Below are 26558 nucleotides of genomic sequence, written 5' to 3' on the forward strand. Positions count from 1 at the left end.
AAAACCCCCAAGCGAGCACATTCTTGGGCAGCGCAAAGGTGTACTGAACTACAAAATTTCATGCCGGACGTTATATAGGATACAAGTCGGTACTAGGAGTTGTCCATGAAAAAAACAACATTATTACCTTTTATTTCTTTCCATAGCGCCATTGTGCAGATGGAATCTTGCCAAATTTTGTCTGGTTAAATCACTTAGCTATACAGAATTTCCTATGTTTTCGCATCAATTGGCAAAAATGGGCCCAAAAACGAGCCCAAACTGGCTGAATCCTTGTCACTATTGGAGTTAGAAAATGGGATGGGGATGACCTGTTCCAGATCTAAACAACACGGTTTTCGCCGTGGAACCCTGCCGATCCGGGCCGTGACCTTATCCTGCACTTCGGCCCCGCCGCGAAACAGGGCTGGCGCCTCGCCGCGTCGACCACTTGGCCGACGATGTCGCCGGAGCGATTCCTGGCCGCGGTGGGCGTTGCGCCGGCGCAACTCTCGCAGGCTCGTGACACCTGGGCCGGTCATGGATTCTCCTCAACAAACGCCTTCAACCGCCCCAGCGCCTCGTCCCACTGCCGGGAGATCGACTCCAGGTAGGCGCCCAGTTCGGCCACGCCGGCGGGCTGATAGCTATACCGGTTCTCCCGTCCAAGGCGCTCTCCGCGCATGAGGCCCGCGTGCTCCAGCACAAGCAGGTGCTTGGTCACCGCCTGGCGCGACAGGCGCGTGCGCTCGCAGAGCTGCGTGATGGAACAGGCGTCGCCCGCCGCCAGGCGCGAGACGAGCTGCAGTCTCGTCTCGTGGCCCAGCGCGGCGAAGACCGGTGCGTGGCGGCGCCGCGTGGCGGCGTTGTGGCTACTTGCTTGCGGTGACATGTGCGGCAATGTTCCTCATCTGCTCTGCCCAGCCGCCTTCGTTCATGCGGAATGCTTCGTCGCGGCGGTGGGCCGGGATCCGGTCGAAGCCCGATTCGACTACGGTCAGGAGCGTGCCGCGGCCCTTCTCGGTGAGCGTGAACTCGACCAGGGTGGGCGTTTCCTTCGAGTAGTCGACACCGGGTTCGCTCGGATAGGGGTGCCAGGTGTACGAGAAGAACCGTGGCGCCTCCATCTTCTGGACGGCGGCTTCGAAAATCAGGTGCTCGTAGCCGGGATAGGTGATGTTGCCGCGGGTGGTTTGGCCCGGCGTGAAGGGCGCATCCAGCTTCACGCGGAACCACTGCCCGAACTCCGTGTGATCGGTCAGGGCCTTCCAGACGCGCGCCACGGGCGCCGCGATCTCGATCTGCTTCTCGATTCTATCGTTCATCGCCAGGGACCTCCGATTCAGCGGTTGCGCGCCGTGCGCTACCGGATGAGAGCAGGATACGGCGGCGAGCAGCGACACGCAACCATATGGTTGCGCTTTCCATCACGCCTTGACAGCTGAATCTATCTGTGTATACTCTCTATACCCACCCCAACCAAGGCGCCGCCATGCATAGCGAACTGTACCTCTCCCCGCACTCCAGCAAGCCCATGTACGCCCAGATCGTGGAGCAGGTCGTGGCCAAGGTGATGGGCGGGCAATGGCGGGCCGGGCAGGCGCTGCCCTCGATCCGCGAGCTGGCCGCCGGCAGCAAAGTCAGCGTGATCACGGTCAAGCGGGCGTACCTCGAGCTGGAGCGGGCGGGCGTGATCGTCACCCGGCAGGGGAAGGGCTCATTCGTGGCCGAAGAACTGGATGTGACGCGGTCTCTGGCGGCCGGCGCGTTCCAGGCGCAGCTGCAAGGGCTCATGGAGGCCGGGCGGAAGCTGGGCCTGGGGCCGCAGGACATCGTCGAGCGGGTCGAGCAGGAGCTGGCCCAGCCGTGGACCGAAACCGAAGAATGAAGGATGCCGGGATGGATGTGGCGATCGCGCTGAAGGGCGTGCGCAAGCAATACGACGGGTTCGCCCTGCGCGACATCGACCTCACGCTGCCGACCGGGCAGGTGATGGGGCTGGTCGGCATCAACGGAGCCGGCAAGTCGACGCTGCTGCGGATGCTGATGGGGCTGGTGCGCGCCGACGGCGGCGAGGTCGAGGTGCTCGGGCAGCGACTGCCGCAGGCGCAGGTCGCGGTGAAGCGGGAGATCGGCTACGCGTCGGACGACATGCGCCTGTACCCCGGCCAGCCGCTGCGCTGGCACATGGACCTGGTCAGCGGCATCTACGACGGCTGGGACGAGGCCTACGCGCAGGACCTGCTGAAGCGGTTCGACCTGCGGCCGCAGCAGAAGATGGGCGGGTTCTCGCACGGGCAGCGCGTCAAGGCGCTGCTTCTGCTGGTATTCGCGCGGCATCCGCGACTGCTGCTGCTGGACGAGCCGACCACGGGGCTGGACCCGGTCGCACGCGGCGAAGTGATCGCGGCGGTGGCCGACGTGCTGGGCGATGAGCAGCGCTCGGTCCTGTTCTCGTCGCACAACACGGCGGACATCGAACAGATCGCCGACTCGATCACGTTCCTGCACGGCGGCGAGGTGGTGATGTCGCGCGACAAGGAGTCGTTCCTGGACAGCTGGCGGCGCATCATCTGCCATGGCACCTGGACCGACGCGCTGCGCGACCTGCCGGGCGTGTTCGTGGCTCGCGGCGGCTCGCCGCTGATCGAGCTAAAGACCGGCGCCTTCGACGCCTCTACCCTGCCCGCGCTGCAGGCGCTGGGGCTCACCGTGAGTTCCGTCGAGCCGATGCCCCTCGAGGACATCTTCGTGACCACTGTCCAGGGAGGCAACTACGCATGAGCTGGCTCGCATCCGATGGGGCGATGGTCCGCCGCCTGGTCGTCAAGGACTGGCAGGTCTACCAGAAGCAGTTGTACGGCTACCTGGCGGGGATGGCGGTGGCGCTGGGGCTGGTCGCCACCGGCATCGGCCCGGCGCAGGCTGCCGGCTCGCTGCTGCTGTTGGTGCTGCTGTTGGTCGTGGGCACGTACGCCATCCAGTCCTCGATCATGGCCGAGCGCAAGCAGCAGACTGTGCCGTTCATCATGAGCCTGCCGGTCACTCCGATGGACGTGTACTGGGGCAAGCTGCTGGCGAACCTTGTCATCTACCTGGTGCCGTTCGCCGTGGTGACCGGCGGGTTGATCGCGCTGGTGTTGACCAAGCCGCTGATCCCCGACGGCGTCGTGCCCTGGGTGGCGGTGGTCGCGGGGTTCATGCTGGTGGTGTTCTGCGTCTCGCTGTGCGTGGCCATCGCGGTGGAGTCCGAGGGGTGGAACGTGTTCGGGATGCTGGTGATGATGACGCTCGTCGGGCCGTTCATCTGGTGGGTGGGGATGTTCGAGGGGATTCGTTCGTACATGCGGGGCGATGTAATCGTGTGGAACGGGGCTTCGTTGGGGTTGCTGGGAGCCGAGGCGGCCGTGATCGTCGTGGCGGTGCTGGTGACCAGTTGGGGGCATGCGCGGAAGAGGGCGTTTTTGTAGGCGCTGCGTGGCTTGCGGCACGGACGAAAAGCACTCGCCCCGGCTGCCGACGGTGCTATAATGACGCGTGATACGAGGCGCCCCCAAGGAGGCCGTGCGATGGACAGACAACGTGCCCTGGAATTGCTGACCGCCAGCAAGCCGGTGCTGCAGGAGCGCTTCGGCGTGACCAGGCTGGCCCTGTTCGGCTCTACCGCGCGCGATTCGGCTACCAGTGCCAGCGATGTGGACGTGCTGGTGACCTTCGAAGGCCCGGCCACCTCCAAACGATACTTCGGCGTCCAGTTCTACCTGGAGGACCTGCTCGGCTGCCCGGTGGACCTGGTCACCGAGAAGGCGCTGCGGCCGGAGCTGCGGCCGTATGTCGAACAGGAGCGGGTGTATGTCTGACACCGGTCCGCGCGAATGGCGCTTCTACATCGACGACACCTTGTGGAGCATCATCAGGGATGATGTGCCCGATTTGCTGCCGCTGCTCAAGGCTCTTCGGGGCACTGGGCGGTCTTAGGCGGGCAGCTTGCGCGGCTCGACTTGCGCCGGCGCAAGTGGCGCCCAACGCGTAGGTGAGGGCGGCCGGGCCAAGGCGGCTAGCGCGCGGGTGACAGCCAGCTGATTTCCCCGTGTTTCCACATCTTCACGAGGTGTGCGATGCCGGCAGCCACCAGAAAGACCCTGGTGCCGAAGCCGTAGGCAGAGGTCTCAGCAGTATAGCCCCCATTCTCCAGGATCTCGCAGATCGGAACAACCACGCAGCCAAGGCTCAATGTTGTCCAACCCATCGAACTGAAGCCCGCTGGTGAACGCGAGCCTTCCGAATCTCTTCGGCCGAAAGTAGAAACCAGGCGGTTGCGACGGAGCGGAGTCGGGCCCGCGTGAGGGCACGCTTCCGTTGCCCGCGTGCTTACCTGGTTCCGGCTGATTCATCGGGTCGCACCATTTCCCGGGGATCCGTGGCGGCGTGATTCGTGAGGTCTCGCGTATCGGCATAAGCGCAGAGCGTCTGGGAAAGCGGCAGTGATCGCGACCGAGCGCCGCCAGAAACCGTCAGGTCATCGCAACCTACCGCGCCCCCATCGCCACCAGCGCAGCCTCCACCGATGGATACATCGCGGTCGCCCACAGCGCGTCGTACGATCGCTGCCAGGCAGCCTCCTGTTCCGGAGTCAGAGTGCTGCAGGCCGCCTCCGCCAGGGCCACGATGCGCTGCGAGTCCGACTGGCGCACCACGGCCAGGTCCAGCACCTTCTCCAGTCGCGGGCATTCACCGTCGGCAGCGGCGGCGATGCGGGCCACTTCCCGGTACACCGACGTGTTCGAGCCGAGCGTCGCGATATACTCCGTTGCCCGCGTAATCACCGGGAGGTTGTGTCGTGCCGCGATGACGCGCCCGCCTCCCTCCAGCACCGCCAGCGGGTGATTGGCGCCGGTGAACAGGCTGCCGATGACCGTTCCCAGCGCTTCGCGCTTCGGTTGCAGTTGCGGGCTCAAGAGGGCGATCAGCGCGAGGGCACACGCGAGAGTGGCTGCGACCATGGCAACTCGGGGCATCAGATCACTCCTGTCGCATGGCTGCCACGCTCTTCATCGCCGAAGCCGCCAGGTGTTGTCCGCGCGCAGGCCCCGGCCGCTCCACGCGGCCTGGTCGCCCGCAATCGCGAAAATCCCGTCAGAAGCGCCTGCGGTACATGTACACTGCCTGCTCAAAGCGCTCGCGCGTCACGAACCGCTGCTCTTGCGGAGGCTCACTCTCCCAGCCGATGACTTCCCAGGCGCCGGCGCCCAGATACTCGGCGATACGATCATTCGCGTCCAGGTAGTTGCGCCCGCGGCCTGCGGCAACCAGCTGTCGCCCGGAATCCGAGAGTTCGAACATCTCGTTGTCGGCGACAATCAACCCTTGCGCGCTCAGCCTGAAGACGGCGCGACACAGTTCGGCATAGACCGGAATGGCGTGATTCACGGCGTCTGCATGTGAGATGACGTCCACGAGCGACGTCTGTCGCCCCTGTCTTGCGTCCATCGACTGCAGGATCCAGATGTCGTTGCGACAGAGCGTCGGCTGGTTCATTGTCGGCACTCCATTCCCTCTTCACGCCGACTTCCGCAGCGTTGGCGACGCCGAGGGCTGCGACTACCGCCCCGATACGCCGCCCAGTCGACAGCTAGCGGTACGCCCCCTTGAGCGTCCCCCAGCTGATCACGGATGTGCCGAGCGCGTCACAACCGGCCGGATCCGCCTCGGGGACGATGCGCGACACCAGGAAGAACGAACCCGGCGGCATGCCGCTGACGTAGGCCTGACCGTAGACGTTCACGAGCGCGCCCGCACCGACGATGGCCTCCCAGCCCGGCTCGGCCTCTGAGAAATCCAACGGTATCCCGATCCAGCAGTGGTCCGCGCAAGGATCGAGAATGATGGTGCCGCCCGCGCCGACGATGCGCCCGCGGCCGAATACGGCATCGCTGGCGCAGGCTTCCATGTCGTATTGCAGGATGTCCCCGGAGTCGCCCACGCTGAACTCGTGACCCTGCTCGTCGCGGCCGAATATCTCGAAGTACATGAAGCGGCCCCTGTCGAGGGTCGGCACCGTGAATACCGTGTCGGCCAGCTCCCACATCGGCGGGAAGGGAATGGGCTGCGGGCTGATCTCCACGGCGGGCTCGCAGGATCCGATGACCCGGGCCCTTACATGCGCCGATTTCCCGGCGGGATCCAGGAAGTCACCCATGAGAAGGACGTAGACATGCAGGGAGTCGCCGGCGCACGCGACAGCCAGGTGTGCCGCTGATGCCGGGAGGACCGATGAGACCAGGAACGCCAGTACCAGAAATGCCGCCTTCATGGGGCCGCCTCCATTATTGCCAGCACACCGTCAGTTCGACGAAATGTGTCCAATCGACGCGAACAGCGCTATCGCGCCCGCCGCCATCAGGATAATCAACGCCGACGATAAGGTCGCCGCCGCATATGCGGGACTCGACCGGTCTTCAGCCTTCAACTCGGCGATGTCACGGGCCAGGATAACGTGTTCCTCGAATCCGTAGTTGCCGACCCGGCCGAGGGTCACCGAGCTGTCGGTGACCGCGGTGACTTCGCCGGTGATGGTCTTGCCGGTCCAGAGCTTCGCGCTCGCCGGCGCGCCGACCGTGACGACCGGCAACGGCGTGTCGGCCTGCGTGGCGTCAGCCGGTTGGCCGGGAAGCCGGGCAAGCCGCAGGGTGCCGCAGCCGGCCAGGTTGATGGCGATCGCGACAGTCAGCGCGGCCTGACAAACCTTCGAGAGTCTGGTGATGCTGTTCCTCCGCGCTTCTGCAGTGTTCGGTTGCCATCGGGCGCGGGCGCCTGATGGACTACCTGCCCCAGGGCCAACTCAACCCGAAGGTTGCCGCGCGGGCCACGACCTTTGCATGCTCGGCCTGCGCCGCCGCCAGCGCTTCCGGGTCCAGGCCCGTGGCGGTCATGAGGCCCTCGCGATCATACCCGTTGGGCCCGCTGAAATGTTCCTGAACGTAGCCAAAGATCAGGGCTCGATAGAGCTCGCCGATCTCGGCCGGACTCGCCGAACCGGACGCATCGGTGTCGGCGATGGCGCGCACGAGATCTCCCATCGGGAGTCGCGGCGTTGCGATGGCCGGTTGGTCGCTCTCCGGCACCAGCCAGCGGTCGCCGCTGCCGATGGACGTGATCCAGCGGCCGTTGGTCCCGGCAATATGATAGCCGAGGCCGAGGCGACCGGAACACACGCCGGCGAGGTCCAGGACGGACTTCGCCGCCCGCAGGGCTTCCGGATCGGCCGATGGCGTCTGCTCCGTGCGCGCAGGCGCGACAGGCGGGTCCGATGGGGCCGGGGACTCCTGGAGCCGCGATGGCGGATCAGGGATCGGCTCCGAATATCGATCCACAACCACACCCGTCTGGGAGTCGATCACCATCACGTCCTCATAGGGACGCGGCTGGGCAGGCACGCGGTGACCAACCCACCAGAGCGCCCTCTCCTTGATCACATCCCAGGCCAGCGTCACATGGATGGGGTGCTCGTCGTCGCCCATGCCGGCGTCCAGCGCGATCTCGAGTGCACGGCGCGGCCGAATGGCGAACTCGTCGCGCGTGGGGTTCCCGCCGAGCGAGCAGGGCGCTGTCCTGCCGTTACGGGTCACGACCTCGACGCGGCCGCGCTCCGACACCTGGACCTCGAAATCCAGATGGTGATCGCGATCGTCGGCCAGCCAAAGCCGGTAGGTGTAGCGGTAGCGCCTGTCATACTCCGACCAGCCGCCGTTCACCTCGAAGCCGTCCGCGCACAGTTCCTCGCCGGCCAGGAGGCACACGCAGTCGTCGGCAGCCTGGATGGCGTCCATTTCGTCGATGGGCGGCGCGCCGGCGGGATACGAGGCGCAGCCTGCGGCGAGGAGTGCGCAGGCGCCGGCGATCAGCAGGCTGCGGATGGCGCTGGACACGGGCGGTATCCTCCTCATCGTCCTGACACCGGATTCTGACGCTCGAAGGCCGGCTCCGGATGAACAGGGCGCGGTCGCATGTGCGGTCGCATGTGCGGTCACTTGTGCCGCCACTTGCGCCGGCGCAAGTCGCCGCCATGGCCGCCCGCTCACTACCGAAACAGGCCCCCGCACACAACCTACCGGTACATCGACTTGAAGGACCCCCAGCTCGGCTGCTCCACGGCGACGGCGTTGGTACAGGACACGTAGGGTATCTCGGGAATGGTGACACATGAGCCCAGGATGGCATCGACCCCGTTTGACAGGACGTTCGCGGTCGCGATCTCCGCCGGGGTGTCCGCGGACGCCCAGACGATCGGGCCGGGAACCGGCAAAGTCGGAGTTGAGGCTCCCGTGAGGATGAGACACGCCTCCGGGGCGGTGGGCAGGATCATCACCGTTGCCAGGACCGTCTTCGCGCCCACGGCGAGGGGCTCCGCGTATGCGACGCGGAGATCAACGCCCGCATCGCTGTCTGTGCCGCCGGAAAGCACGGTTGAGCCGATCACAAAGATGTCATCACCGGCGGAATGCACGGCCGCCTCCCAGCCGTACAATTGGCTGAACGTGGGATCCAGCAGCACAACGTACAACGTCACGGGCACGAAGGGGGCGCCCAACTGGCACGGGACCTCTCCTTCCGCATCGAACCACAGGGCGATCTCGTCCGATGCGCAGGCCCTGTACGCCTGACCCGCGGCGACGGCGACCAACCAAAGCAGTAACCAGCCGGTCAGACGGCCCACGACAGACCTCCCCGCATTCCCCTGGATGGTTTCAGGCGCTCATGCATCAACGGTACTCGGCTTTCGTTCGGCCCCAGCCCTGCCTCTCGGTGGGCACCACACCCCGCGAGCCGTAGTATTCCGTGCGCGACCCGGCGTCGATGATGGATGCCGGCCATTCCGACCAGTTCCGGAGCGTCATCACGGGCGTTGCATCGTCCGAGATCCCCCACGACATCCAGCTGTTCTCGTCGCTGGTGCTCAAGAGTGCGATCAGGAACGGCGGCACGTAGACATCGACGATTCCCCAATGGCCCGAGTGGGCGACCTGGTTGTCCTGATAGCGAACGTATTCCCCGTTCTCGCCGAACATGAGCTGCCTGGTATGGCCCGTGGTTGGCGGCGATTCCGTACCCCCGAGCACATACACCGTACCGCCCATTCCCACGTCCCGATGAAGGCCATCGATTGGGCCGCGGCATCGGCCCCCATGAGCAGCGCGGCAATGAAGATGACGATGGAAGCTCGCGACGATCCGCCCCTGGACCTGTCCGGCATGATGCCCTCCGCATTCAACGGAATCTGCTCTTCAGCGATCCCCAGGTTTCGTTGACGACAGCCACTGCGTTGCACCCCTGCGGGTCCGTAACCGGTTCCACGCGCACAATGTTGCCGCAAACCGGCGGCGGCATGGTGCAGGCGGTGATGGGATAGTACACGGCATTGGCGTAGATGTTGACGATGATGCCCGTGCCGACCAGGCCCTCCCAGCCGGGCGCCGCGTCCATCGCGAACCAGTACGCGCCGCACGGCACCCAATTGGAGCCTTCGCAAACGTCCACTTCAACCACAATGGAGGCCCCCGCGCCCACAAGGCGCCCGCGCGCGGCGATGGCCGGGCCGCATGCCGCGTAGGCGCGGGGCGGCACGCACGTTGACCGCTGCGGTACGGAGAGCGTCCCCGACTGGTCGATCAACCGCGACTCGATGACATAGAACCGCTCGCGTTCCGGCGGCAGGTAGCGAAAGATCACCACCTGCTCCGTGTCGACGGCTTCGATGGGCAGCGGTGTTGGCGTGATGACCTCGGGCGGCTGCCCGGCGCCGACCAGTTCCGCCATGATGACCAGGGACTGGCCGGCATACGCGGTACCGCCGGTGATGGTCGATCGCACGACGATGGTGTCGCCGGCCGCCGTGGCATAGGTGTCCACTGCGGCCATCGACCCGCGCGCGAAGAGCAGGATGAAGGTGGCGGCTATTGCCCGGCAGGTCATGGATGGATCCCCTCGATAGTGCGCGCACCTGGCTTGGGCAGCGAAGGCGGCTGGCGCGGCGACGTCCCTGAGTCCGCCCCCGAACTGCGCCTCAGCGATACAAGCCCTTTATGGTCGACCAACTCGCCGATTCGACGCCGACGCCGCTGGACACTTCCACCGTTGCTGAGATTTCGGGAAAAGACGGAAACCTCAGCGAATTTGGTATTTCGCGCGCCGATATGACATAGCTGCCAGCGGCAGCGAATACGATCGTGCACGAAACTTCGATTGGAACCTCGGCGAAGTGACAGAACCCACAGGGCTGGTCGTAGCAATCGAGCGTGCGCACGGTAATGCCAGCTTCCTGGTCAACAACCTCTCCGCATTGCTGATCCAGCAATGTCCAGCAGAGGTCGGGCATGCTGCCGACTACTGTCACCAGAACGGGCTGCCCGGCCACCGGCGCGGCGGGGCTGAACTCGATCGCAGTCAGTTCCGCTCCTGCTGGCGGCACCAGCAACAGCAGAGCAGACAGTGCCAGGAACAGTACTTTCACGGCGAGTCGCCTCCTTGATGTCTATCACCAGCGTCAGCAGTGGGCACGGTTGGCGCGGGCCGTGCTTTGCACGGGCCGTGACGACCGTGACCATCTGCTGCAAGCAGAGGTTAGGCAATAGACCGTCGCGACCCACCAAAGCTGTGCGTGCGGACCCAACTTGTTGCCGCAATTTGGGTCCAAACCGCGATTACTGCTCCTGCCGCCGCCTCGGCACGATGAACAGTCCAAAGAGCATGAACAGGGCGCACAGGGCGAACAGCCCATGAAACTTGGCGTATGACTCGTAGCCCGGCAGGTAACGCACAAAGCCCAAGCATCCGAGGCCGCCAAGAAAACCCAAATAGCCGAGGTAGCCCAAAGGATTGAGTTTCGATGTTTCAGGCATCTGCCCCCCCTTCATCCGCTACACCCAGCCGCATGACACATGGACTCAGCAGGCGGCACGGCTGCCGCGCTCTACGCCTGGCACCTGCATCTTGCCCCGCCTGTCACGCATGGTCGCACCTACATCCGTTTGACCTTTGGCAGATCAAGATAGACAACCGGCATCTCACCGTCGTCAGTGGCAAACCAGGGAATGTAGTCGGCCGACACGCCGAGCCAAGAACACGTCGCGTCTACTGGCAGCCAGCCTTCGCCGCTCAAGTAGACCTCAGCCCATACATGGCCCGAATTGACGGTGCCGACCCAGCCGGCTGTCTCCCGGGCCCGCAGACCCGCCGCCCGGCACATGGCCACAAGTGCGTCGCTCTTGTCCCAACAGTGACCGTATCCTTGCAAGAAGGTCTGCGCAACTCCGTACCGACTGCCGGTTACCGAGCCGCCATCCGCAATTCGCTGCCGGACGTAGGTTAGGACCGCTCCCAACCGCTCCCGATCCGACTTCCCGCCGCTCGCCAGATGACGGGCCAGATCCGCCGCCGATTTGTCCTCGAGTTGCCAGCGAGGAGCAGCCGCGTCCTCCCCTGGCTGCCCATCGACCGGGCTGTAGCGATCACCGACACGAATGGTCGCAGTCACGAAAACGGACGGCATGCCGTGCACAGCCGGCAGGTCCGCAAATCGGTATCGAATCACGCCATCGTGCTCGATCATTTCCGTCGGCGCAGGCTCGATGCTGTACTCTACGTCAAAGCCGGGGCCCGGGGCGCGCAATGCGATCGAATTGCCAAACGTCCAATCAACGATTAGCGAATCGATGGTCGCCTGTGCGCGCGCATCCTGTGGATCGCGATCAGCAGCGAGGCAGAGGTTGAACACTCGGCTCGCTTCCATGTAATCAAGTGTCTCTACACAGGCAACGCGAAATGACACCTGCCATACGGTCGCGGCTTCCTGCGATAGCCCCATGGCGTTGCGGCACGCCTGCGCCGCCAGAACGCCCATATTGGCGAATTCGACGACGGTGCTTCCCTTTCGCGCCACAAACACGGGATCCCGTCCACCGAGGAGGATCTGCGCGACCCGCACGGCGTCAACTTCGCTCTGCGTCGTAATCGAGTTTACCAGGAGGTGCATGCCCCGCACGTTCATGGACTGATTGCGGACCTTGGTCAATTTGGCGCCAAATTTGGTTTCAAACTTGGGCAAATCGGCTTCTGGCGCCACGATTTCTCGCTCAATGGACCAGCCGTCCGGCATGTGATTGGGATCAAATGCAAGTTCCTGGGCGGACAGACGGCATGTTGGTGCAATGATGAGCAGCATCGCGATGACGGTCACGTGATGTGCGGCAATGGCGCCGCGCGCGCGTCTGAGATGTGATCTCTTCAACATTCGTTCCTCCGTGTTTGTCTCAACACCTGAGCTTCAGCATCGGGCGCGGTTGGCGCGGGCCGTGCTTTGCACGGACCATGACGACCGTGACCATCTGCTGCAAGCAGAGGTTATGCTACGACACCAGGCCGCAGTGCCGCATTCAGTTTCAATAACCAGTCGTGCCGACTAACCCCTGCCGGCATACGAGGCGCTGGCAAGTACGTCCTCGAGCGCGTTGATGGTCCGCTTGCGGAGCCAATAGAACAGCACCGGGACACCAACGACCCATATGCCCGCGCCGTAAAGCGTCTTCGCCGTGAATACGCCTTCTGCCGATTTCAACTGGCCCGGTAACTTCATGACCGCCCATAGTACGACTGGCAAGAGAGCGGCGAAGAGCGATAGCCCCACAACCCCACCCAAGGATGCGTCCAATTTCAGGACGCCGTCCTGTGCCTCAATGGAAACCTCAGTCGCGCCTCGAATGGGATTCTCTTTTGTGCTCTGCATTCCGCGGCCCCTCAGTGCCAACCGCGACGCACTTGAATCCACGACACGGAATCCGTTGGGCAGCAGGGCGGCCTCGGCGACGCGCAGTGCGTCCGAAGCGTTGCCAGAATACGATCGTGTAGCTGCGAAACGCATTTCCCCTCCCTTGCATAACACCTTGCTTCAGCAGCGCCGCCGACTCGCGCGAACCGCCCTACACGTGACCAGCCGTCTCCCGCCCTACCTGTAGAGCGCCTTCAACGCGCCCCACCCGGTGACAGCGGCATCAACAACTCCCCAGCAGCTCGTGTCCGTTCCGTTGATCTGGGCGACCACGTTGCCGTCGCCATAGGTGTAGACGGTCGCCGGGACGTCCTGCCCGCCTTCGATGCGGAGCAGCGGAGGATCCGTGCCGGGCGGCAACCCGGAGGGGCCGCTCAACGCCAGGCAGTTCGCCTCGAGATCGCGCGTCAGGTACCACAACGTCATCAGGACCAGCCCGTCTTCAGTTGCGATGGGCGACGGATACTGCACGGACAACTCCGGGAAGTCGCCGGCGTTGACACCGCCGTGGTAGAAGGTGACATCCAGGAGATACGCCGTCCCCTGCAGGCCGACGGAACAGGCCCAGCCGGCGAGCTGCGGCATGGTTGGCCCGTACAGGACCAGGTGGGCGCGAATGGGAGTGAACGGGGCCACCGGCTCGTAGAGGCTGGCCGGCGGCCGGATACCGGGATACTCGCCGAAGAAGAGACCGAGCTCATTGGCGGCATTGGCGGGCGATCCCAGAAGCAGCACCAGCAACGCCATCACGGCACCGAGGCATTTCATCATCGATCCCCCTATTCAGTCCGCATCAGTATACCGAATCCACCGCCCGGAATGCGAGGCCGTCTGGGCCGGGCGCACCCAGGCGCCGCGATGATGATTGCGAAAATCGATTTCATCCGGGGGCGATGTGCCCACCCACGCGCCGGTTGCGCCCGCCGCGGCCCCGGATTGCCTCTGTGACGTCGTAACCCGGAGCACGCTCACCGTTCAATCGACCTGGATCCCGAGGGAAAACACGGGCGCCGCCTTGAACGGCGCCTCGGGACTCCAGAGCCAGCTTCTCAATCCCGCCACCAGCGCCACGCGCCCGGAAACGGCGTACTCGGCGCGCGAGATCACGAATGCGGTCCAGCTGCCGTCCCCGAGCGAGCAGAACGGCTCGCTGCAGCTGGAATTGTTCCTGGTCATGAACACGAGACTGCCGCCCGCGCCGACGGTCAGGCAGAAATCGGAAGACCCCCATACCTTCCTGTCGAACGACGCTTCCAGTGAAGTGGCCCGGTAGTCACGGTCGAAAACGTAGCCGGCCTTGTCCTTCAATGTCAGCCGCTGCACCCCGACACCAAGGCCCCACCGCCAGGTCGCCTCGCCGTCGCGGAAGTTCCTCGACAGGATGGCGAGCCGCATGGAGAGGCGCGCGTGCGCCGCGTACTCCGTGTCCGAATAGAATGAATGGGTGACGCGCGAGGGCGTGTTCAGGTCGGCTGCCAGTTCCAGCATGCCGGCGCGGGCCGCGGCTGGCGACATGGCGAGGGCGGCGAGAAGAATCGTGGTCGTGATCTTCAATGGTTCCCCCTGTTTCCGATATCATCAGCCATGGATCCGGTTGGTGCGCGCCCAAACTGCTGCCGGCCTCCACCAGGCACCGACGCTCATTGAATCCGAATCTGGGAAATCGCAACCAGCGCCAGGGCAACGACCGTCGTGGCAATGACGCTCGCGATCGAAAACCGCGGTTGCTTGCTGTTCGCCTCCTCGACGACCTCGAGCTTCGCGATGTCGGCAATCGCGACGGCGCGCTCCTCGAACGAATAGTCGCGCGGCCGCTCGAGCGTGATGGAATCATCCCCGACATCGCGGACCTGTCCGGAAATGCTGTCGCCCGACTTCAGCAAGACGCGCACGTAGGCGCCGGTGAGCCGCAGGCGCTGGCGGTCGGCGGCCGGGTCCAGTTCGCGGGTCGTCTCCACGTGGACCTCGCGGTTGCCCGAGCAAGCCGACAGGTTCACGCATGCGGCTACCGACAAGTAGGTTATCAAGTGGCGATGTTTCACCTGCACCCCGCCATGCTCGTGTGCGCGCAACGCCTCCGTGCCGGGTACCGCGACAGGCCTCTTCGCCCGCCGCCAGCGCTGGCTATGCGCCCCCAAGGCCAATTGCCAGCCCGGCAAATACGCTGTGCCCGGTACCGAAACCCAGCCCCGTGTGTGACCGTTCAGTCAATGGGCCGCTCGATTCAAAGCGGGCCCGCTCGCGCCAATCGAACCGATAGCCGACGATGGAGTCGACGCGCTCCATTCCGCGGGTGTATCAGGCCCATCGCTATCTGAAGATCGCCTTGACGGCGCCCCAGGAACTTGCGCTGCTCGAAACAGCCCCAAGCAACTCCAGTTGAACGCTTGTCATGGTCCCGTGGGCCGCCTCCACGTAGTCCACCACCACCTCCGGAGGCATATCACAATACAGCTCGGCCACGACTTCTCCCTCGAGCAGCGCGCCGATGTCCGGAATGCCCAGATCGCAGGTTCCGATCAGTTGTTCGTCGGCATAAGCAAAATGCCACACGGGAACCGTCGCCGCGAAGACGCAGTGGTCGTCGAGCACGGCGCGCAGCCTGAGTGTCAGGTTGGTCCCGGCCGGGAGCGTGTCACAAATGGTCATGGAACCGACTTCCCGACAGTACAGGCGCATTCCCGGAGTCCAGTCACCGAGCATGGTAAGCCGAAGCCCGGTGATCGCGGCAACACTGTCGGGAAACGTGAACGTCATCTCCCGGGCTGAAGGTGCCTCTCCGGGTGGCTGCCCCCCGAGACTGAGTTCTCCGGTGAGGCCATCGAGGACAACCACGGGTGATCCGAATGCCGCCGTCGCCGACAGCAAGGCCCCAAGCACTACAGCGGTCAACCTGTCCATAGTCGTCTCCCCTCTCAGTTGCCGAGCGGCCCGCGTTTCTCGCACCCGGCATCAATGGCGGCGCGAAGAGCCGGTCGATGCGTGCTGTTGTCACGCTTCGTCTCCTGGATCTCATACGTTCGCAGCACGCGCCAGGGCGCGGCGCCTGCTTGCTCAATGATCGAGACACGGGTGAAATGGACGGCGCCCATGGCCGGCAGCAGGTTCGCGTTTGCCAGGCAGTTTCCCGCCGACTTCGGGTTGCGCGGATGCGCCAGCGTGAGGTGCGGCACCTGGCGCCTGATGGCCGGGGAACCGAGCAGGTGCACCCTCAGCGCGTGGAAGGCCTCTTCCCCGGCGATACAGGGCAGGAGGATGCCGTGCCCGTGAAAGACCTCCGGCTTGCCGAAATGGAGGGTTACGCACTCTACCCTGGCGTCGGCAAGACGGGACTCGAGCAGGTCGGTGTCTACGAGGGCAAGCTCATCTTCCCGGCACAATGTCACGTGCGCGGGAATGAGGCTGCTTTGAACCGGGTCGAGAAGCCGGCGCACAGGCTCGACCTGGCTGGCCTCGGGTTCTGGCAGGTACGGGCTCCATTGAATGCGCGTCGTCACGGTGCTACCACATTTTCCAGGGGTGCCCCACAGCGGATTCAGCGGCGAAGGCGGCTGGCGCGGCGCCCGCGCATGCAGGCGACGTGACAGGCGGCTTCGTCTGCTGCAAGCTCTGGTTAGCCATCAGCGAGTCCGCTCGACATCTTCGCCCCCAACAAGACCGTCACCGTACTTCTCGATTGCCTCAACAACCCGCGGCAAGTCCCACCAGCTCGGTGAACACCACATCTCGCCGTTGCTCATGTGCAGGAGGAACGCACTTCTGACCCCCACAATCAGCTCATTACGCGGGAAGAAGTCGTTCACTAAGTGGACGATGCCCTCGTCCCCGGCGTCCGTCGTGTAGTCGACGTTTGCCGTCATGTTGTCGGCCACAAACAGCGCCGTGACGGTATCGCCCGCAGCCAGCGCAGTGCCGGTACGATTCTGCAGAACCCGGAAGACTGCGAATCGAGCCCGCGCATGCGGAAAGAGCCAATCTTCCGATCCGGCGACCGGCAGATCCGGCACAGTCCTGGGGTCTACGAGAGTTACTGAGACCACCTTACCGTCGATAATCATCAGATGATCTCGCGCCATCCAACTATCATTCGCCGCTCGCTCAATTGCGGCAAATGCAGAGGTCGCTATTAAGATCGCCGCACCGAGCGCCGCCGCAGTCTTCATGGACGTCGGTCCTTCATGGCTATCACCGGCTTCGTCTGCTGCAATCTCTGGTTAGCTTTCCCAACCGCTGTCTCGGGCCCGACTATTGGACCTCGTCCGCCGCTGGGTCCTCCACGACGCCGAGTTCACCCATTCTCCACGTCAGCACACAACTGACCAGAAGGCCGGCAAAAAAGACGATGATCGCTGGAGCGTCAGACTCCATCGAGGTCTTCACCGCATATGAAATCACAACCGAGGCCGCGACCGATGCGACGAGTATCGTTCGTGTGCCCCCCGCCAGCGCCAGCCTGGCATTGCAGGATGGGCACGCGAACGAGAACAGGCGAATGAACCAAAAGACCTTTGCGGCCGGGACAGCGGTTCCACATTGTGGACATCGAAGGCTCATGTTCGCGCCCCCCCAACAGCTAACCCGTCTTCAGCGGTGCACGCGCCCGTCGCGCGCCAGCCATGCGCGTCTTGCTCCGGCTTCCCGCGTCAGAACCCCACCCGGGTAAGTATACCGAATCCCAACCCGGATTCCTTCGCGGAAGTCACCATCGGGGAGATCGACCAGGCGCGCGAAAGGCCGTCCTCGCTGCCGCGCGGCTTCGCTTCGTCGCCGTGACGCGTCAGCTGCATGGTCCCCAGCACCGTGACAAGCGCCCCGGTGACGAAGACCCCGCCGGAAAAGGACGTCAGTTCCTTCCCCCCGAGCACGAGGCTGGCCGCACCGGCGCCGACGCCGATCCAGCCCCAGGTCCTGCCCGGGAGGTCGTGCTGGAGATGGCGACCGAGCTGGGCGGCGAGGGTGAGGTTGGCGCCGATCAGGGCGACGCTCGCCAGGTTCTCGGAGGATCTATTGGGCGGTGAGAGTTCAGTGCGTGCTGATGCCGGCTGGGAGCAGGCGAGCGTCATGACGAGGATTGCGAGAATCGATTTCACCCGAGCCGTCTCCTTCTCTTTCGTCCCGCGCGCTCGGCGCCATCTCATGCCGCCCCGCCACCGCCGCCGCAGGGCCGCCCCGCCGAACGCGAGCGCCGTCCAGACCAGCCAGTTGCGCGCCAGGTTGAGCAGGTCGAACACCCACTCCTGCATCAGGCTGACCGGCAGCTGGATTCCCAACGCGGGCATGCTGCTGCCGTGCGGATGGACGATGGCGAACGGGAATCCGTAGGCGTTGCCGTCCGCGCAGAACTCATGCGGGATGGCCGTCAGGGCCGCAGTGATCCCCAGTCCGGCGAGCAGGCTGCGCAGCACGCGTCGCGTTCGGGTCAGCGCGGCGAGCGCCACCACCGACCAGAAGGCGACATCGACGAGCAGCCGCACCGGCTCGAAGACGACGGGGAAGCGTGCGTATCCGCTGGCGCCGATCGGCTCCTCCTCGTCGCGTTGCGGCATGGGAACCGGCACGCTGCCGATCTGGATCTCCAGGCCGTGCGGCTCGCAGGTGCGGATCCAGCCGAAGGGGATGCCGCGCTGCACGATCTCGACGTCTTCGCTCGGGTTGGGATCCCAGACGGGCAGGCCGCCGAGGAGGGTGGCGGACAGGCCGATGAGCAGGCAGCTGCGCAGAAAACGGCTGCGAGGTTGGCGGGGGCTGGGTTCGCGGACGTGGTCGCAGGATTCAGGGACCGGCATGGGGTGCTCCCTGGCTCGATTGTCGACGCTACTCATTGCTCGCCCGCCCGCGGCGCAGGAACTGCATGATTCTATGGGCTTTGTCTACTTCGCGCTGGGGGTAGCGCGGCCACTCGCCTATGAAGTGCGAGTTGAACTCGCACCTCCGCTCGGAAATGGTGAGCGTCGAGTCCGCCAGGACGGCGCTGTCCGGCTCCGATATCTTGATCATACGGAACAACGGCGGTTCCACGTACCCCGGACGCGGGTCGCTGCGGGGGTCGACAAGGATCTGCGCCTGTTCCGCGGCCGAATATGTGCGATCCAGCCATTGAGCCAAAATTGCCCTGATGGCGTCCTTACGCGGATCGACTTCAGGCAGCTCTTCCGCCTGGCCGGACTCGCGGTCCGCTCCGACATACCACGGCCCAGGACCGCCGCCGAAGAGCATGACCTCTATGAACACATGATATTCCACGCCGGTGGAGTCGAGCAGGGTGCCTTTCAGTGAACCGCCGTCCGCGCACAGACCAAACAAAGCGACCGTGACCGGCGGCACCAGGCCCAGGGCGCGTTCCGGTCCCTCGCCTCGTGCCGGCGTGACCAGCGCGATCATCAAAGCCACGACTGCAAGTGCTCCGGTCACGGCGGACCATCTCCCTGCATTCCAACGCCAGCTTCGACTGCCGCAGGCCCTGATCAGACAACACCGCGTCCGTGTAAGTATACCGAATCCCGATGCCGGCTTTTCCGGAGAAGTCTCCGGCGGGGAGACTGTCAAGGAGCGCGATTGCGAGAATCGATTCATCTGCCCCGTCGGCGCCCGTTCATGTGGTTATCGGCACTTGCGCCGGCGCAAGTCGTCGCGCTGGCGCAAGCCGAATCAGATGTACTTGCGGTAGATCCCAAGGTCTTCCATGCGATAGGCAATGGTGCGATCGTTCACATTCAACCGTTTTCCAATCTCCCTGAAGATGATGGGCCAATCGACATCAAGCATTGGGGTCAATTCGATGCCGTGCGACCGCACTGTGGCGATGACTTCATCGGCGGTTCGCTCAAGCAGTTGCGCCGGAGCGATCAGAGCGCCGGCGAACAAGTGCGCCTGCTGTTCCAGCTTGCTATATGTGTCCTGGCCGATCTTCCGCCTGAATGCGTCGAATTCTGCTCGAGTCTTGTGCGTAGCGGCCTCAAAGACCTGCGGGTGCAGAACAAGATGACCGACCTCGTGGGCCAGCGAGTAGTTGTACCATGCAGGATCGCGGACCGTTGTTTCGTAGTCAACGAACACTTGCCTGCAGCCGCCGGCCACGAAAGCGTGCACCGACGTTGTCCGAAAGAGGTCTTCGGCAACGACGATCTCAGCTCCGAAAACCGTTTCAAGAATGTAGTCGGCCTCGACAGGATCATTGCCGAGGCCATGTTCGTCGAGCAGTGCTTCAGCGCGCGCATAGATGGCTTCCTTGCGGATCCACGGCGCATTGATCGAATCCATATCACGACCTCTTGATGATCTCCATCAACTTGTCGATCGTCTCGTCGCCGACCTGCTCGCTCCTGATACTCCGCATGACTGCCGGAAGCAATTCGACTGCTCTTTCATCCGAAAGAAGATCGGGGGGAATCGTCCCGGACTCGACGTGGCCCAGGTCGAGAAATGCGACCCGGTCTGCTCCGGTCAACTGAAGGGCGTCTGCGAGCTTCTCCCGGAACTCGTCCCCCGGCAGCTTGATGCGCCCTCGTTCGATCTTGCTGATGAGCGCCGGATCCAGGCTGTTCTCAACGCAGAACCGCCGTAGCCCCATCCCTAGGGCAAGTCGCGCCTCCCTGCATTTCTCGCCGAATTGCGACATGGCTGACCTCCAGTTACAGATGCCGCCTCCCTTTGCGCGGGGTCTGTTGTCAAAAATTTACAACACCTTATGGCCCGCTGCAAGCTGCTTGTTGAAGAGTTCCGAAAAACGATGGGGGCTTTGCGTCGTGGGCGAATATCGTCTTAATTGATTATTCTGCAATGCCTTGGCCCTACAGGGTCTTCGGCCCGCCCACCGCCTCCGCGACTTGCGCCGGCGCAAGTCCCGGCGCTACCGCACCCCGCCAATCGCCGCCGGATATCGGCCTCCCGGGCAAACGACTCGTTCCGCGTCTCGATGGACTCCGGCCGCAACTCCGGAGGCGCGCTAACATCGATCGTCCCCCAAATTTCTAACTGTTGTACCCACCGCCAGTTTCCCCAGCTCCTCTAGGTCCAAACACCCCACAGTCCTCACCCCACTACAAACATCCACCCCAAACGGCCGCACCGCGCGAATAGCCTCCGCGACATTATCCGCCCTCATCCCCCCAGCCAAAAACACCGGCACCGGCGCCACCGCCTCAACAAGCCGCCGACTAACCCCCCAATCATGCACGCGACCAGTTCCGCCAAGCTCCGGAACCCCAGCCGACGGCCTCCCAGAATCCAACAACAACGCATCCGCCCCCGCCGCCGCCAGCCCCCGAGCTTCGGCAATCGCCTCGTCCCCCTCCACATGCACCACCGGCACCAACCTAACCCAAGGCAACTGCGCCCGAACCGCCCCAAGCACTTGCGCCGGCGCAACCAACGGCGAAACGATCTGAATAGCGGTCGTCCGACACCGTCCCCACTGCGCCACGATGGCGTCCGGCTCCACCAAAGCAGTGAGCAAAAAAGTAGCGACCGGCGGTGACACGCCGGCCGCTATCTCTGCTATCAACTCTTCGCTGATCACCCCAGGCCCACTCGGCATCGCCGAAACAAGCCCCAGCGCATCAGCGCCCGCCGCAATGGCCATCCGCGCTTCGTCCACGCTCTGGATGCAGCACACCTTCAGCCGGGTGCGCGCCATGGCGGCTACTCCTCGTCGGGCGTCCCGTCCTCATCGAGCGAGGCATCCTCATCCACCGCCACATCCTCATCGATGTCTGCGGCTTCATCCTCGAACTCATCCACCACCGCGATCGGCCCCCGCGCCGCCGCCGAAGCCGCCGCCGCATCGGCCCGCGACAGCTCCTCGCGCGACAGCTCTTCCCGCGAGATCTTCGCGATGGAGGCCACGCGGTCGCCCTCGTTCAGGTTGATGATGCGCACGCCCTGCGTGTTGCGGCCCTGTTCGCTGACCTCGTCCAGGCCGATGCGGATCATGATGCCGCCGCGCGTGATCACCATCAGTTCTTCGCCCGGGTGCACGTCGCGGATGGCCATCAGGGTGCCGTTGCGCTCGCTGCACTTGATCGTGATCAGGCCCTTGCCGCCGCGGCCCTGCGGGCGGTAGTCGCTGAGCGGGGTGCGCTTGCCGTAGCCGTTCTCGGTCACCGAGAGCAGCGTGGCCGTCTCGTCCTTCTCGCTCACGACCACCATGCCGATCAGCTTCTCGCCCTCTTCCAGGCCGATACCGCGCACACCGCGCGCGGTGCGGCCCATCGAGCGGGCCTGTTCCTCCTCGAAGCGGATCGCCATGCCATCACTGGTCGCCAGGATGATGTCGCTGTTGCCGTCGGTCTCGCGCACGGCCACCAGGTGCTCGCCCTCGAGCAGGCTGATGGCGCGGATGCCGGCCGACCGCGGGCGCGCGAACTCGGTCAGCGGGGTGCGCTTGACCTGGCCCTGGTCGGTGGCGAAGGCCAGGAAGCTCGTCTCGCTGAACTCGCGCACCGGCACGATGGCGTGGATGCGGTCGCCCGGCTGGATCTGGATCAGGTTCACCAGCGGCTGGCCCTTGCTGGTGCGGCTGCTCTTCGGGATGCGGTGCACCTTCAGCCAGTGCAGCTGCCCGTTCTCCGTCAGCACCAGCAGGTACTGGTGCGTGGTGGCGATGAACAGGTTGTCGACGAAATCCTCGTCCTTGGTGCCCATCGCCGTGATGCCCTTGCCGCCGCGGCCCTGCTGGCGGTAGGTGTCCACCGGGATGCGCTTGGCGTAGCCCTGGTTGCTGATCGTGACGACCATCGGCTCGTCGGCGATCAGGTCTTCCAGGTCGATCTCGCCCTCGTCCTCCACGATCTGCGTGCGCCGCTCGTCGCCGTACGAGGCACGCACGTCCGCGATCTCGTCGCGGATGATCTGCAGCACCAGCGCCCGGCTGTCCAGGATCGCCTTCAGGTGCGCGATCTTCTCGAGCAGCTCGCGGTACTCGTCCTCGATCTTCTGCCGCTCCAGCCCGGTCAGCCGCGCCAGCCGCAGGTCGAGGATGGCCTGCGCCTGGATCTCCGACAGCGCGAACGTGGCCATCAGGGCGGTGCGCGCCGCCTCGGTCGAGGCGCTCGCGCGGATCAGCGCCACGATGGCGTCGATGTTGTCCAGCGCGATGCGGTAGCCCTCGAGGATGTGCGCGCGCTCCTCCGCCTTCCGCAACTGGTAGCGCGTGCGCCGCACCACCACTTCCTCGCGGAAGTTCAGGAACTCCTGCATCGCCTCCTTCAGCGACATCACCTTCGGCTGGTTGCCCACCAGCGCCAGGTTGATCACGCCGAAGGTGCTCTGCATGAGCGTGTGCGCGTACAGCGCCTTGAGAACCACCTGGGGGAACGCGTCCTTCTTCAGGACGATGACGATGCGCATCCCCTCGCGGTCGCTCTCGTCGCGCAGGTCGCTGATGCCTTCCAGCACGCCGGCGCGCACCAGGTTGGCGATCTTCTCGATCAGCGTCGACTTGTTCACCTGGTAGGGAATCTCGTTGACGATGATCTGCGCGCGCCCGCCGTCGAGCATCTCCATCTCGGTCTTCGCGCGCACCACCACGCGGCCGCGGCCGGTGGTCACGTAGTCGAAGATGCCGCGCCGCCCGTGGATCACGCCGCCGGTCGGGAAGTCGGGCCCCTGCACGTACTGCAGCATCTCGTGCGGCTGGCAGTCCGGGTTGTCGAGCAGCGCCACCAGGCCGTCGCAGATCTCGGTCAGGTTGTGCGGGGGAATCTTGGTGGCCATGCCCACCGCGATGCCCTCCGACCCGTTCACCAGCAGGTTCGGCACGCGCGCCGGCATCACCGACGGCATCATGCGCGAACCGTCGTAGTTGGGGACGAAGTCGACCGTTTCCTTGTCGAGGTCGTCGAGCAGCTCGGTGGCGAACTTCTCCAGGCGCGCCTCGGTGTACCGTTCGGCCGCCGCCGCGTCGCCGTCCACCGAGCCGAAGTTGCCCTGCCCATCCACCAGCGGATAGCGCAGCGAGAAGTCCTGCGCCATGCGCACCAGCGTGTCGTACACCGACGTGGTGCCGTGCGGATGGTAGTTACCGGTGGTATCGCCTGTGATCTTGGCGCTCTTGCGGTACGGCCGGCCCGGCTGCAGGTTCAGGTCGTTCATCGCCGTCAGCGTGCGCCGATGCACCGGCTTCAGGCCGTCGCGCACGTCCGGCAGCGCGCGGCTCACGATCACGCTCATCGAATATTCGATGTAGCTCGTGCGCATCTTGCCGACGATGCCGGCGTCGTTGATCGTCTCGCCGCGCGAAGGCAGGGGCACGCCCGGGGGCGTTCCGCCCGCTTCCGGGGTGCCGTCCACGCCGCTGTCCAGATTCTCGTCGCCGGGATTCTTCTCGTCCGCCATGCGTCGTTCCCTCTGTCACGTCTGCGGCCGCGCTGCAGGGCGGCCGACGGTCCGTTCTGTATCCAGTTGAACTAGATATCCAGATCTTCCAGCTTCACCATCGCCGCGTTCTCCTCGATGAACCGCCGGCGCGGCTCCACCTCGTCACCCATCAAAATGGTGAAGATGTGGTCGGCCTCGACGGCGTCCTCGATGGTCACGCGCGTCATGGTGCGCGAGTCCGGATTCATCGTCGTCTCCCAGAGCTGCTCCGGGTTCATTTCGCCCAGGCCCTTGTAGCGCTGCACGTACACGTGCTTGGCGCCGCCCATCTCTTCGAGCAGGCGGTCCTTGGCCTGGTCCGAGTTCACGTAGATCTCGGTGGCGCCCTTCTTCAGGCGGTACAGCGGCGGCTCGGCGATGTACAGGTGGCCGTTGTCGATGATCTCCCGGAAATGCCGGAAGAACAGCGTCATGATCAGCGTGCGGATGTGGCTGCCGTCCACGTCGGCATCGGTCATGATGATGATCTTGTGGTAGCGGAGCCGCGCCACCTCGAAGATGCCCGCGCCGATACTCGTGCCCAGCGCGGTGATGATCGTCTTGATCTCGTCGTTGCCCAGCATCTTGTCGAGGCGGGCCTTCTCCACGTTCAGGATCTTGCCCTTCAGCGGCAAAATGGCCTGGTACCGCCGGTCGCGGCCCTGCTTGGCCGAGCCGCCGGCGCTGTCACCCTCGACCAGGTACAGCTCGCACTCGGCCGGGTCGCGGCTCGAGCAGTCGGCCAGCTTGCCCGGCAGCGAGGCCGAATCCAGCGCCGACTTGCGCCGCGTCAGGTCGCGCGCCTTGCGCGCCGCCTCGCGTCCCTGCGCCGCCGTGAGGCACTTGCCGACGATCGACTTCGCCTCGCGCGGATGCTCCGCCAGGTACTCGCCCAGGTACGTGTTGACCAGCGCCTCGACGTGGCCCTTCACCTCGGTGTTGCCCAGCTTCGTCTTGGTCTGGCCCTCGAACTGCGGCTCGGGCACCTTCACCGAGATGATCGCCGTCAGGCCCTCGCGCACGTCATCGCCGGTCAGCGCCTTGATCTCCTTCTTCAGGAGATTCGTGCTGGTGGCGTACGCATTCAGCGTGCGCGTCAGGCCCGCGCGGAACCCCGACAGGTGGCTGCCGCCCTCGGTGGTGTTGATGTTGTTGGCGAACGTGAACAGCGCCTCGGCGTAGCCGTCGTTGTAGTCGAGGGCCACCTCGATCTGGATGCCGTCCTTCTCGCCCGTGAAGAACACCGGCTCCGGACAGATGACCGTACGACCCTCGTTCAGCCACCGCACGTACTCGACGATGCCGCCCTCGAAATGGAAGCGGTCGTTCCGCTTCTTTTCGGTGCGCTCGTCGGCCAGCGTGATCGTCAGCCCGCGATTCAGGAACGCCAGCTCGCGCAGCCGCCCGCGCAGCGTGTCGTAGTTGTAGACCAGCTCGGGGAAGATCTCGTAGTCGGGCTTGAACGTGACCAGCGTGCCCGTCTCGCCCGGCTTGCAGTCGCCCAGCGTGCGCAGCGGCACGGTGAGGATGCCGCGCTCGAAGCCGATCTCGTACACGTGCGCATCGCGCCGGATCTCGACCTTCAGGCTCTCGCTCAGCGCATTGACGCAACTGACGCCCACGCCGTGCAGGCCGCCCGACACCTTGTAGCTGCCCTTGTCGAACTTGCCGCCCGCGTGCAGGCTGCTGAGCACGACCTCGACGGCGGGCTTGTGCTCTTCCTTGTGCATGTCGACAGGAATGCCGCGCCCGTTGTCCCGCACGCTGATGATGTCGTTCTCGTGGATCACCACTTCGATGTCGGTGCAGAACCCGGCCATCGCCTCGTCGATCGAGTTGTCGACGACCTCGTACACCAGGTGGTGCAGGCCCTTCACACTCGTATCGCCGATGTACATGGCCGGCCGCTTGCGCACGGCCTCGAGGCCCTTCAGCACCTGGATGCCGTCGGCGGTGTAGTCCCGGGCGCCGGCTGCCGATTTGCGCAGCGCAGCCTCGCCGGCGGCGGCAGCCTCGGCCGCCAGATTCTCGCTCACGTGGTCGGTATCGCTCATCTGCCTTGGTCACGCTTCCTGCCGCGGGCACCCCAGGGAGACCTTGCCCCCTGGAGCCATTGCAGCTGGCTGACAGTTCCTTCGCCGAACCTGGCGTTGAATTTCCCCATGATCTCGGGCGCCAGCATGGACAGTTCCTGGCGCCAGGCGCCGTGATCCGCTTCCAGCATCAGCACGCCCTCGGCCAGATCGACCGCCCGCACATGGTCGGCGATCTCGTCGCCGGCAATCTCGCGCCAATGCAGCAGCGGACCGCGGCCCTGCAGGCGGTCACTGACGCCCGCTTCGCGCAGCGCGTTCTCGAGAATGCGGGAGACGGGTTGCAGACCGTCTTTCCTGGTCGTCAT

32 protein-coding genes are annotated in these 26558 nt (G+C 64.7%); 4 read left to right on the forward strand and 28 right to left on the reverse strand.

Annotation, left to right across the window (positions count from 1 at the left end):
- Positions 1-517: 517 nt before the first annotated feature.
- Together IPG61_08550 and IPG61_08555 are read right to left on the reverse strand one after the other, a co-directional pair.
- Positions 518-871, reverse strand: coding sequence for a helix-turn-helix transcriptional regulator (locus IPG61_08550; GenBank protein MBK6734126.1), 354 nt, complete (start codon positions 869-871; stop codon positions 518-520).
- Positions 852-1304, reverse strand: a complete 453-nt coding sequence (locus tag IPG61_08555; GenBank protein ID MBK6734127.1) for an SRPBCC family protein — start codon at positions 1302-1304, stop codon at positions 852-854. The genes IPG61_08550 and IPG61_08555 overlap by 20 nt, the downstream gene beginning before the upstream one ends.
- A gap of 167 nt (positions 1305-1471) precedes the next feature.
- Between IPG61_08555 and IPG61_08560 the strand changes: the two genes are divergently transcribed.
- From IPG61_08560 to IPG61_08575, 4 genes are all read left to right on the forward strand, one after another.
- Positions 1472-1867, forward strand: a complete 396-nt coding sequence (locus tag IPG61_08560) for a GntR family transcriptional regulator (GenBank protein ID MBK6734128.1) — start codon at positions 1472-1474, stop codon at positions 1865-1867.
- 11 nt (positions 1868-1878) lie between these two features.
- Positions 1879-2763, forward strand: coding sequence for an ABC transporter ATP-binding protein (locus IPG61_08565; protein ID MBK6734129.1), 885 nt, complete (start codon positions 1879-1881; stop codon positions 2761-2763).
- Entirely contained in the window at positions 2760-3449 is a 690-nt protein-coding gene (locus IPG61_08570) for an ABC-2 transporter permease (protein ID MBK6734130.1), read from the forward strand. Before IPG61_08565 ends, IPG61_08570 begins: the two co-directional genes overlap by 4 nt.
- Positions 3450-3548: 99 nt before the next feature.
- On the forward strand, positions 3549-3839 hold the full coding sequence (locus IPG61_08575) for a nucleotidyltransferase family protein (GenBank protein ID MBK6734131.1): 291 nt from the start codon (positions 3549-3551) through the stop codon (positions 3837-3839).
- Positions 3840-4508: 669 nt separating this feature from the next.
- Here the strand turns inward: IPG61_08575 and IPG61_08580 are convergent.
- From IPG61_08580 to IPG61_08705, 26 genes are all read right to left on the reverse strand, one after another.
- Positions 4509-4997: a hypothetical protein gene (locus tag IPG61_08580; GenBank protein MBK6734132.1), complete on the reverse strand. Its 489-nt coding sequence runs from the start codon at positions 4995-4997 to the stop codon at positions 4509-4511.
- A gap of 118 nt (positions 4998-5115) precedes the next feature.
- Entirely contained in the window at positions 5116-5517 is a 402-nt protein-coding gene (locus tag IPG61_08585; protein MBK6734133.1) for a hypothetical protein, read from the reverse strand.
- Between the two features lie 94 nt (positions 5518-5611).
- Positions 5612-6292 (reverse strand): hypothetical protein, encoded by a 681-nt coding sequence (locus IPG61_08590; protein ID MBK6734134.1) that lies wholly within the window; start codon positions 6290-6292, stop codon positions 5612-5614.
- Positions 6293-6322: 30 nt separating this feature from the next.
- Positions 6323-6610: a hypothetical protein gene (locus IPG61_08595; protein ID MBK6734135.1), complete on the reverse strand. Its 288-nt coding sequence runs from the start codon at positions 6608-6610 to the stop codon at positions 6323-6325.
- 190 nt (positions 6611-6800) lie between these two features.
- The gene (locus IPG61_08600; protein MBK6734136.1) at positions 6801-7907 is read right to left on the reverse strand and encodes a hypothetical protein; all 1107 of its coding nucleotides are present in this window, start codon (positions 7905-7907) and stop codon (positions 6801-6803) included.
- Between the two features lie 179 nt (positions 7908-8086).
- Positions 8087-8695, reverse strand: coding sequence for a hypothetical protein (locus tag IPG61_08605; protein MBK6734137.1), 609 nt, complete (start codon positions 8693-8695; stop codon positions 8087-8089).
- A 46-nt stretch (positions 8696-8741) separates the two neighbouring features.
- On the reverse strand, positions 8742-9116 hold the full coding sequence (locus tag IPG61_08610) for a hypothetical protein (protein ID MBK6734138.1): 375 nt from the start codon (positions 9114-9116) through the stop codon (positions 8742-8744).
- Between the two features lie 130 nt (positions 9117-9246).
- Positions 9247-9951, reverse strand: a complete 705-nt coding sequence (locus tag IPG61_08615) for a hypothetical protein (protein MBK6734139.1) — start codon at positions 9949-9951, stop codon at positions 9247-9249.
- 91 nt (positions 9952-10042) lie between these two features.
- Positions 10043-10489 (reverse strand): hypothetical protein, encoded by a 447-nt coding sequence (locus IPG61_08620; GenBank protein MBK6734140.1) that lies wholly within the window; start codon positions 10487-10489, stop codon positions 10043-10045.
- A gap of 190 nt (positions 10490-10679) precedes the next feature.
- Complete coding sequence (locus tag IPG61_08625) at positions 10680-10877, reverse strand: hypothetical protein (GenBank protein ID MBK6734141.1); 198 nt, start codon at positions 10875-10877, stop codon at positions 10680-10682.
- A 119-nt stretch (positions 10878-10996) separates the two neighbouring features.
- The gene (locus IPG61_08630) at positions 10997-12268 is read right to left on the reverse strand and encodes a transglutaminase family protein (GenBank protein MBK6734142.1); all 1272 of its coding nucleotides are present in this window, start codon (positions 12266-12268) and stop codon (positions 10997-10999) included.
- A 168-nt stretch (positions 12269-12436) separates the two neighbouring features.
- Positions 12437-12895, reverse strand: coding sequence for a hypothetical protein (locus IPG61_08635; GenBank protein MBK6734143.1), 459 nt, complete (start codon positions 12893-12895; stop codon positions 12437-12439).
- 84 nt (positions 12896-12979) lie between these two features.
- On the reverse strand, positions 12980-13573 hold the full coding sequence (locus IPG61_08640; protein ID MBK6734144.1) for a hypothetical protein: 594 nt from the start codon (positions 13571-13573) through the stop codon (positions 12980-12982).
- Between the two features lie 204 nt (positions 13574-13777).
- Positions 13778-14356 (reverse strand): hypothetical protein, encoded by a 579-nt coding sequence (locus IPG61_08645; GenBank protein ID MBK6734145.1) that lies wholly within the window; start codon positions 14354-14356, stop codon positions 13778-13780.
- Between the two features lie 86 nt (positions 14357-14442).
- On the reverse strand, positions 14443-14760 hold the full coding sequence (locus tag IPG61_08650; protein ID MBK6734146.1) for a hypothetical protein: 318 nt from the start codon (positions 14758-14760) through the stop codon (positions 14443-14445).
- 352 nt (positions 14761-15112) lie between these two features.
- Complete coding sequence (locus tag IPG61_08655; GenBank protein MBK6734147.1) at positions 15113-15703, reverse strand: hypothetical protein; 591 nt, start codon at positions 15701-15703, stop codon at positions 15113-15115.
- Positions 15704-15717: 14 nt separating this feature from the next.
- Positions 15718-16299 (reverse strand): 2'-5' RNA ligase family protein, encoded by a 582-nt coding sequence (locus tag IPG61_08660; GenBank protein ID MBK6734148.1) that lies wholly within the window; start codon positions 16297-16299, stop codon positions 15718-15720.
- Between the two features lie 123 nt (positions 16300-16422).
- On the reverse strand, positions 16423-16965 hold the full coding sequence (locus IPG61_08665) for a hypothetical protein (GenBank protein MBK6734149.1): 543 nt from the start codon (positions 16963-16965) through the stop codon (positions 16423-16425).
- Positions 16966-17445: 480 nt separating this feature from the next.
- On the reverse strand, positions 17446-18624 hold the full coding sequence (locus IPG61_08670) for a hypothetical protein (GenBank protein MBK6734150.1): 1179 nt from the start codon (positions 18622-18624) through the stop codon (positions 17446-17448).
- Complete coding sequence (locus tag IPG61_08675; GenBank protein MBK6734151.1) at positions 18617-19192, reverse strand: hypothetical protein; 576 nt, start codon at positions 19190-19192, stop codon at positions 18617-18619. The genes IPG61_08670 and IPG61_08675 overlap by 8 nt, the downstream gene beginning before the upstream one ends.
- A gap of 258 nt (positions 19193-19450) precedes the next feature.
- Positions 19451-20062, reverse strand: a complete 612-nt coding sequence (locus IPG61_08680) for an ImmA/IrrE family metallo-endopeptidase (protein ID MBK6734152.1) — start codon at positions 20060-20062, stop codon at positions 19451-19453.
- Position 20063: 1 nt separating this feature from the next.
- On the reverse strand, positions 20064-20420 hold the full coding sequence (locus IPG61_08685; GenBank protein MBK6734153.1) for a helix-turn-helix domain-containing protein: 357 nt from the start codon (positions 20418-20420) through the stop codon (positions 20064-20066).
- A 327-nt stretch (positions 20421-20747) separates the two neighbouring features.
- A complete protein-coding gene (locus IPG61_08690) occupies positions 20748-21437 on the reverse strand; it encodes a phosphoribosylanthranilate isomerase (protein MBK6734154.1) in 690 nt (229 codons plus the stop codon).
- 5 nt (positions 21438-21442) lie between these two features.
- Positions 21443-24136 carry a DNA gyrase subunit A gene (gene gyrA / locus IPG61_08695; protein MBK6734155.1) on the reverse strand — a complete coding sequence of 898 codons (2694 nt, stop codon included), beginning with the start codon at positions 24134-24136 and terminating at the stop codon, positions 21443-21445.
- A 71-nt stretch (positions 24137-24207) separates the two neighbouring features.
- Positions 24208-26211: a DNA topoisomerase (ATP-hydrolyzing) subunit B gene (gyrB, locus tag IPG61_08700; protein MBK6734156.1), complete on the reverse strand. Its 2004-nt coding sequence runs from the start codon at positions 26209-26211 to the stop codon at positions 24208-24210.
- The gene (locus IPG61_08705; GenBank protein MBK6734157.1) at positions 26208-26558 is read right to left on the reverse strand and encodes a DUF721 domain-containing protein; all 351 of its coding nucleotides are present in this window, start codon (positions 26556-26558) and stop codon (positions 26208-26210) included. Before IPG61_08705 ends, gyrB begins: the two co-directional genes overlap by 4 nt.

The organism is bacterium (assembly GCA_016703265.1).
Lineage (GTDB): Bacteria > Krumholzibacteriota > Krumholzibacteriia > LZORAL124-64-63 > LZORAL124-64-63 > CAINDZ01.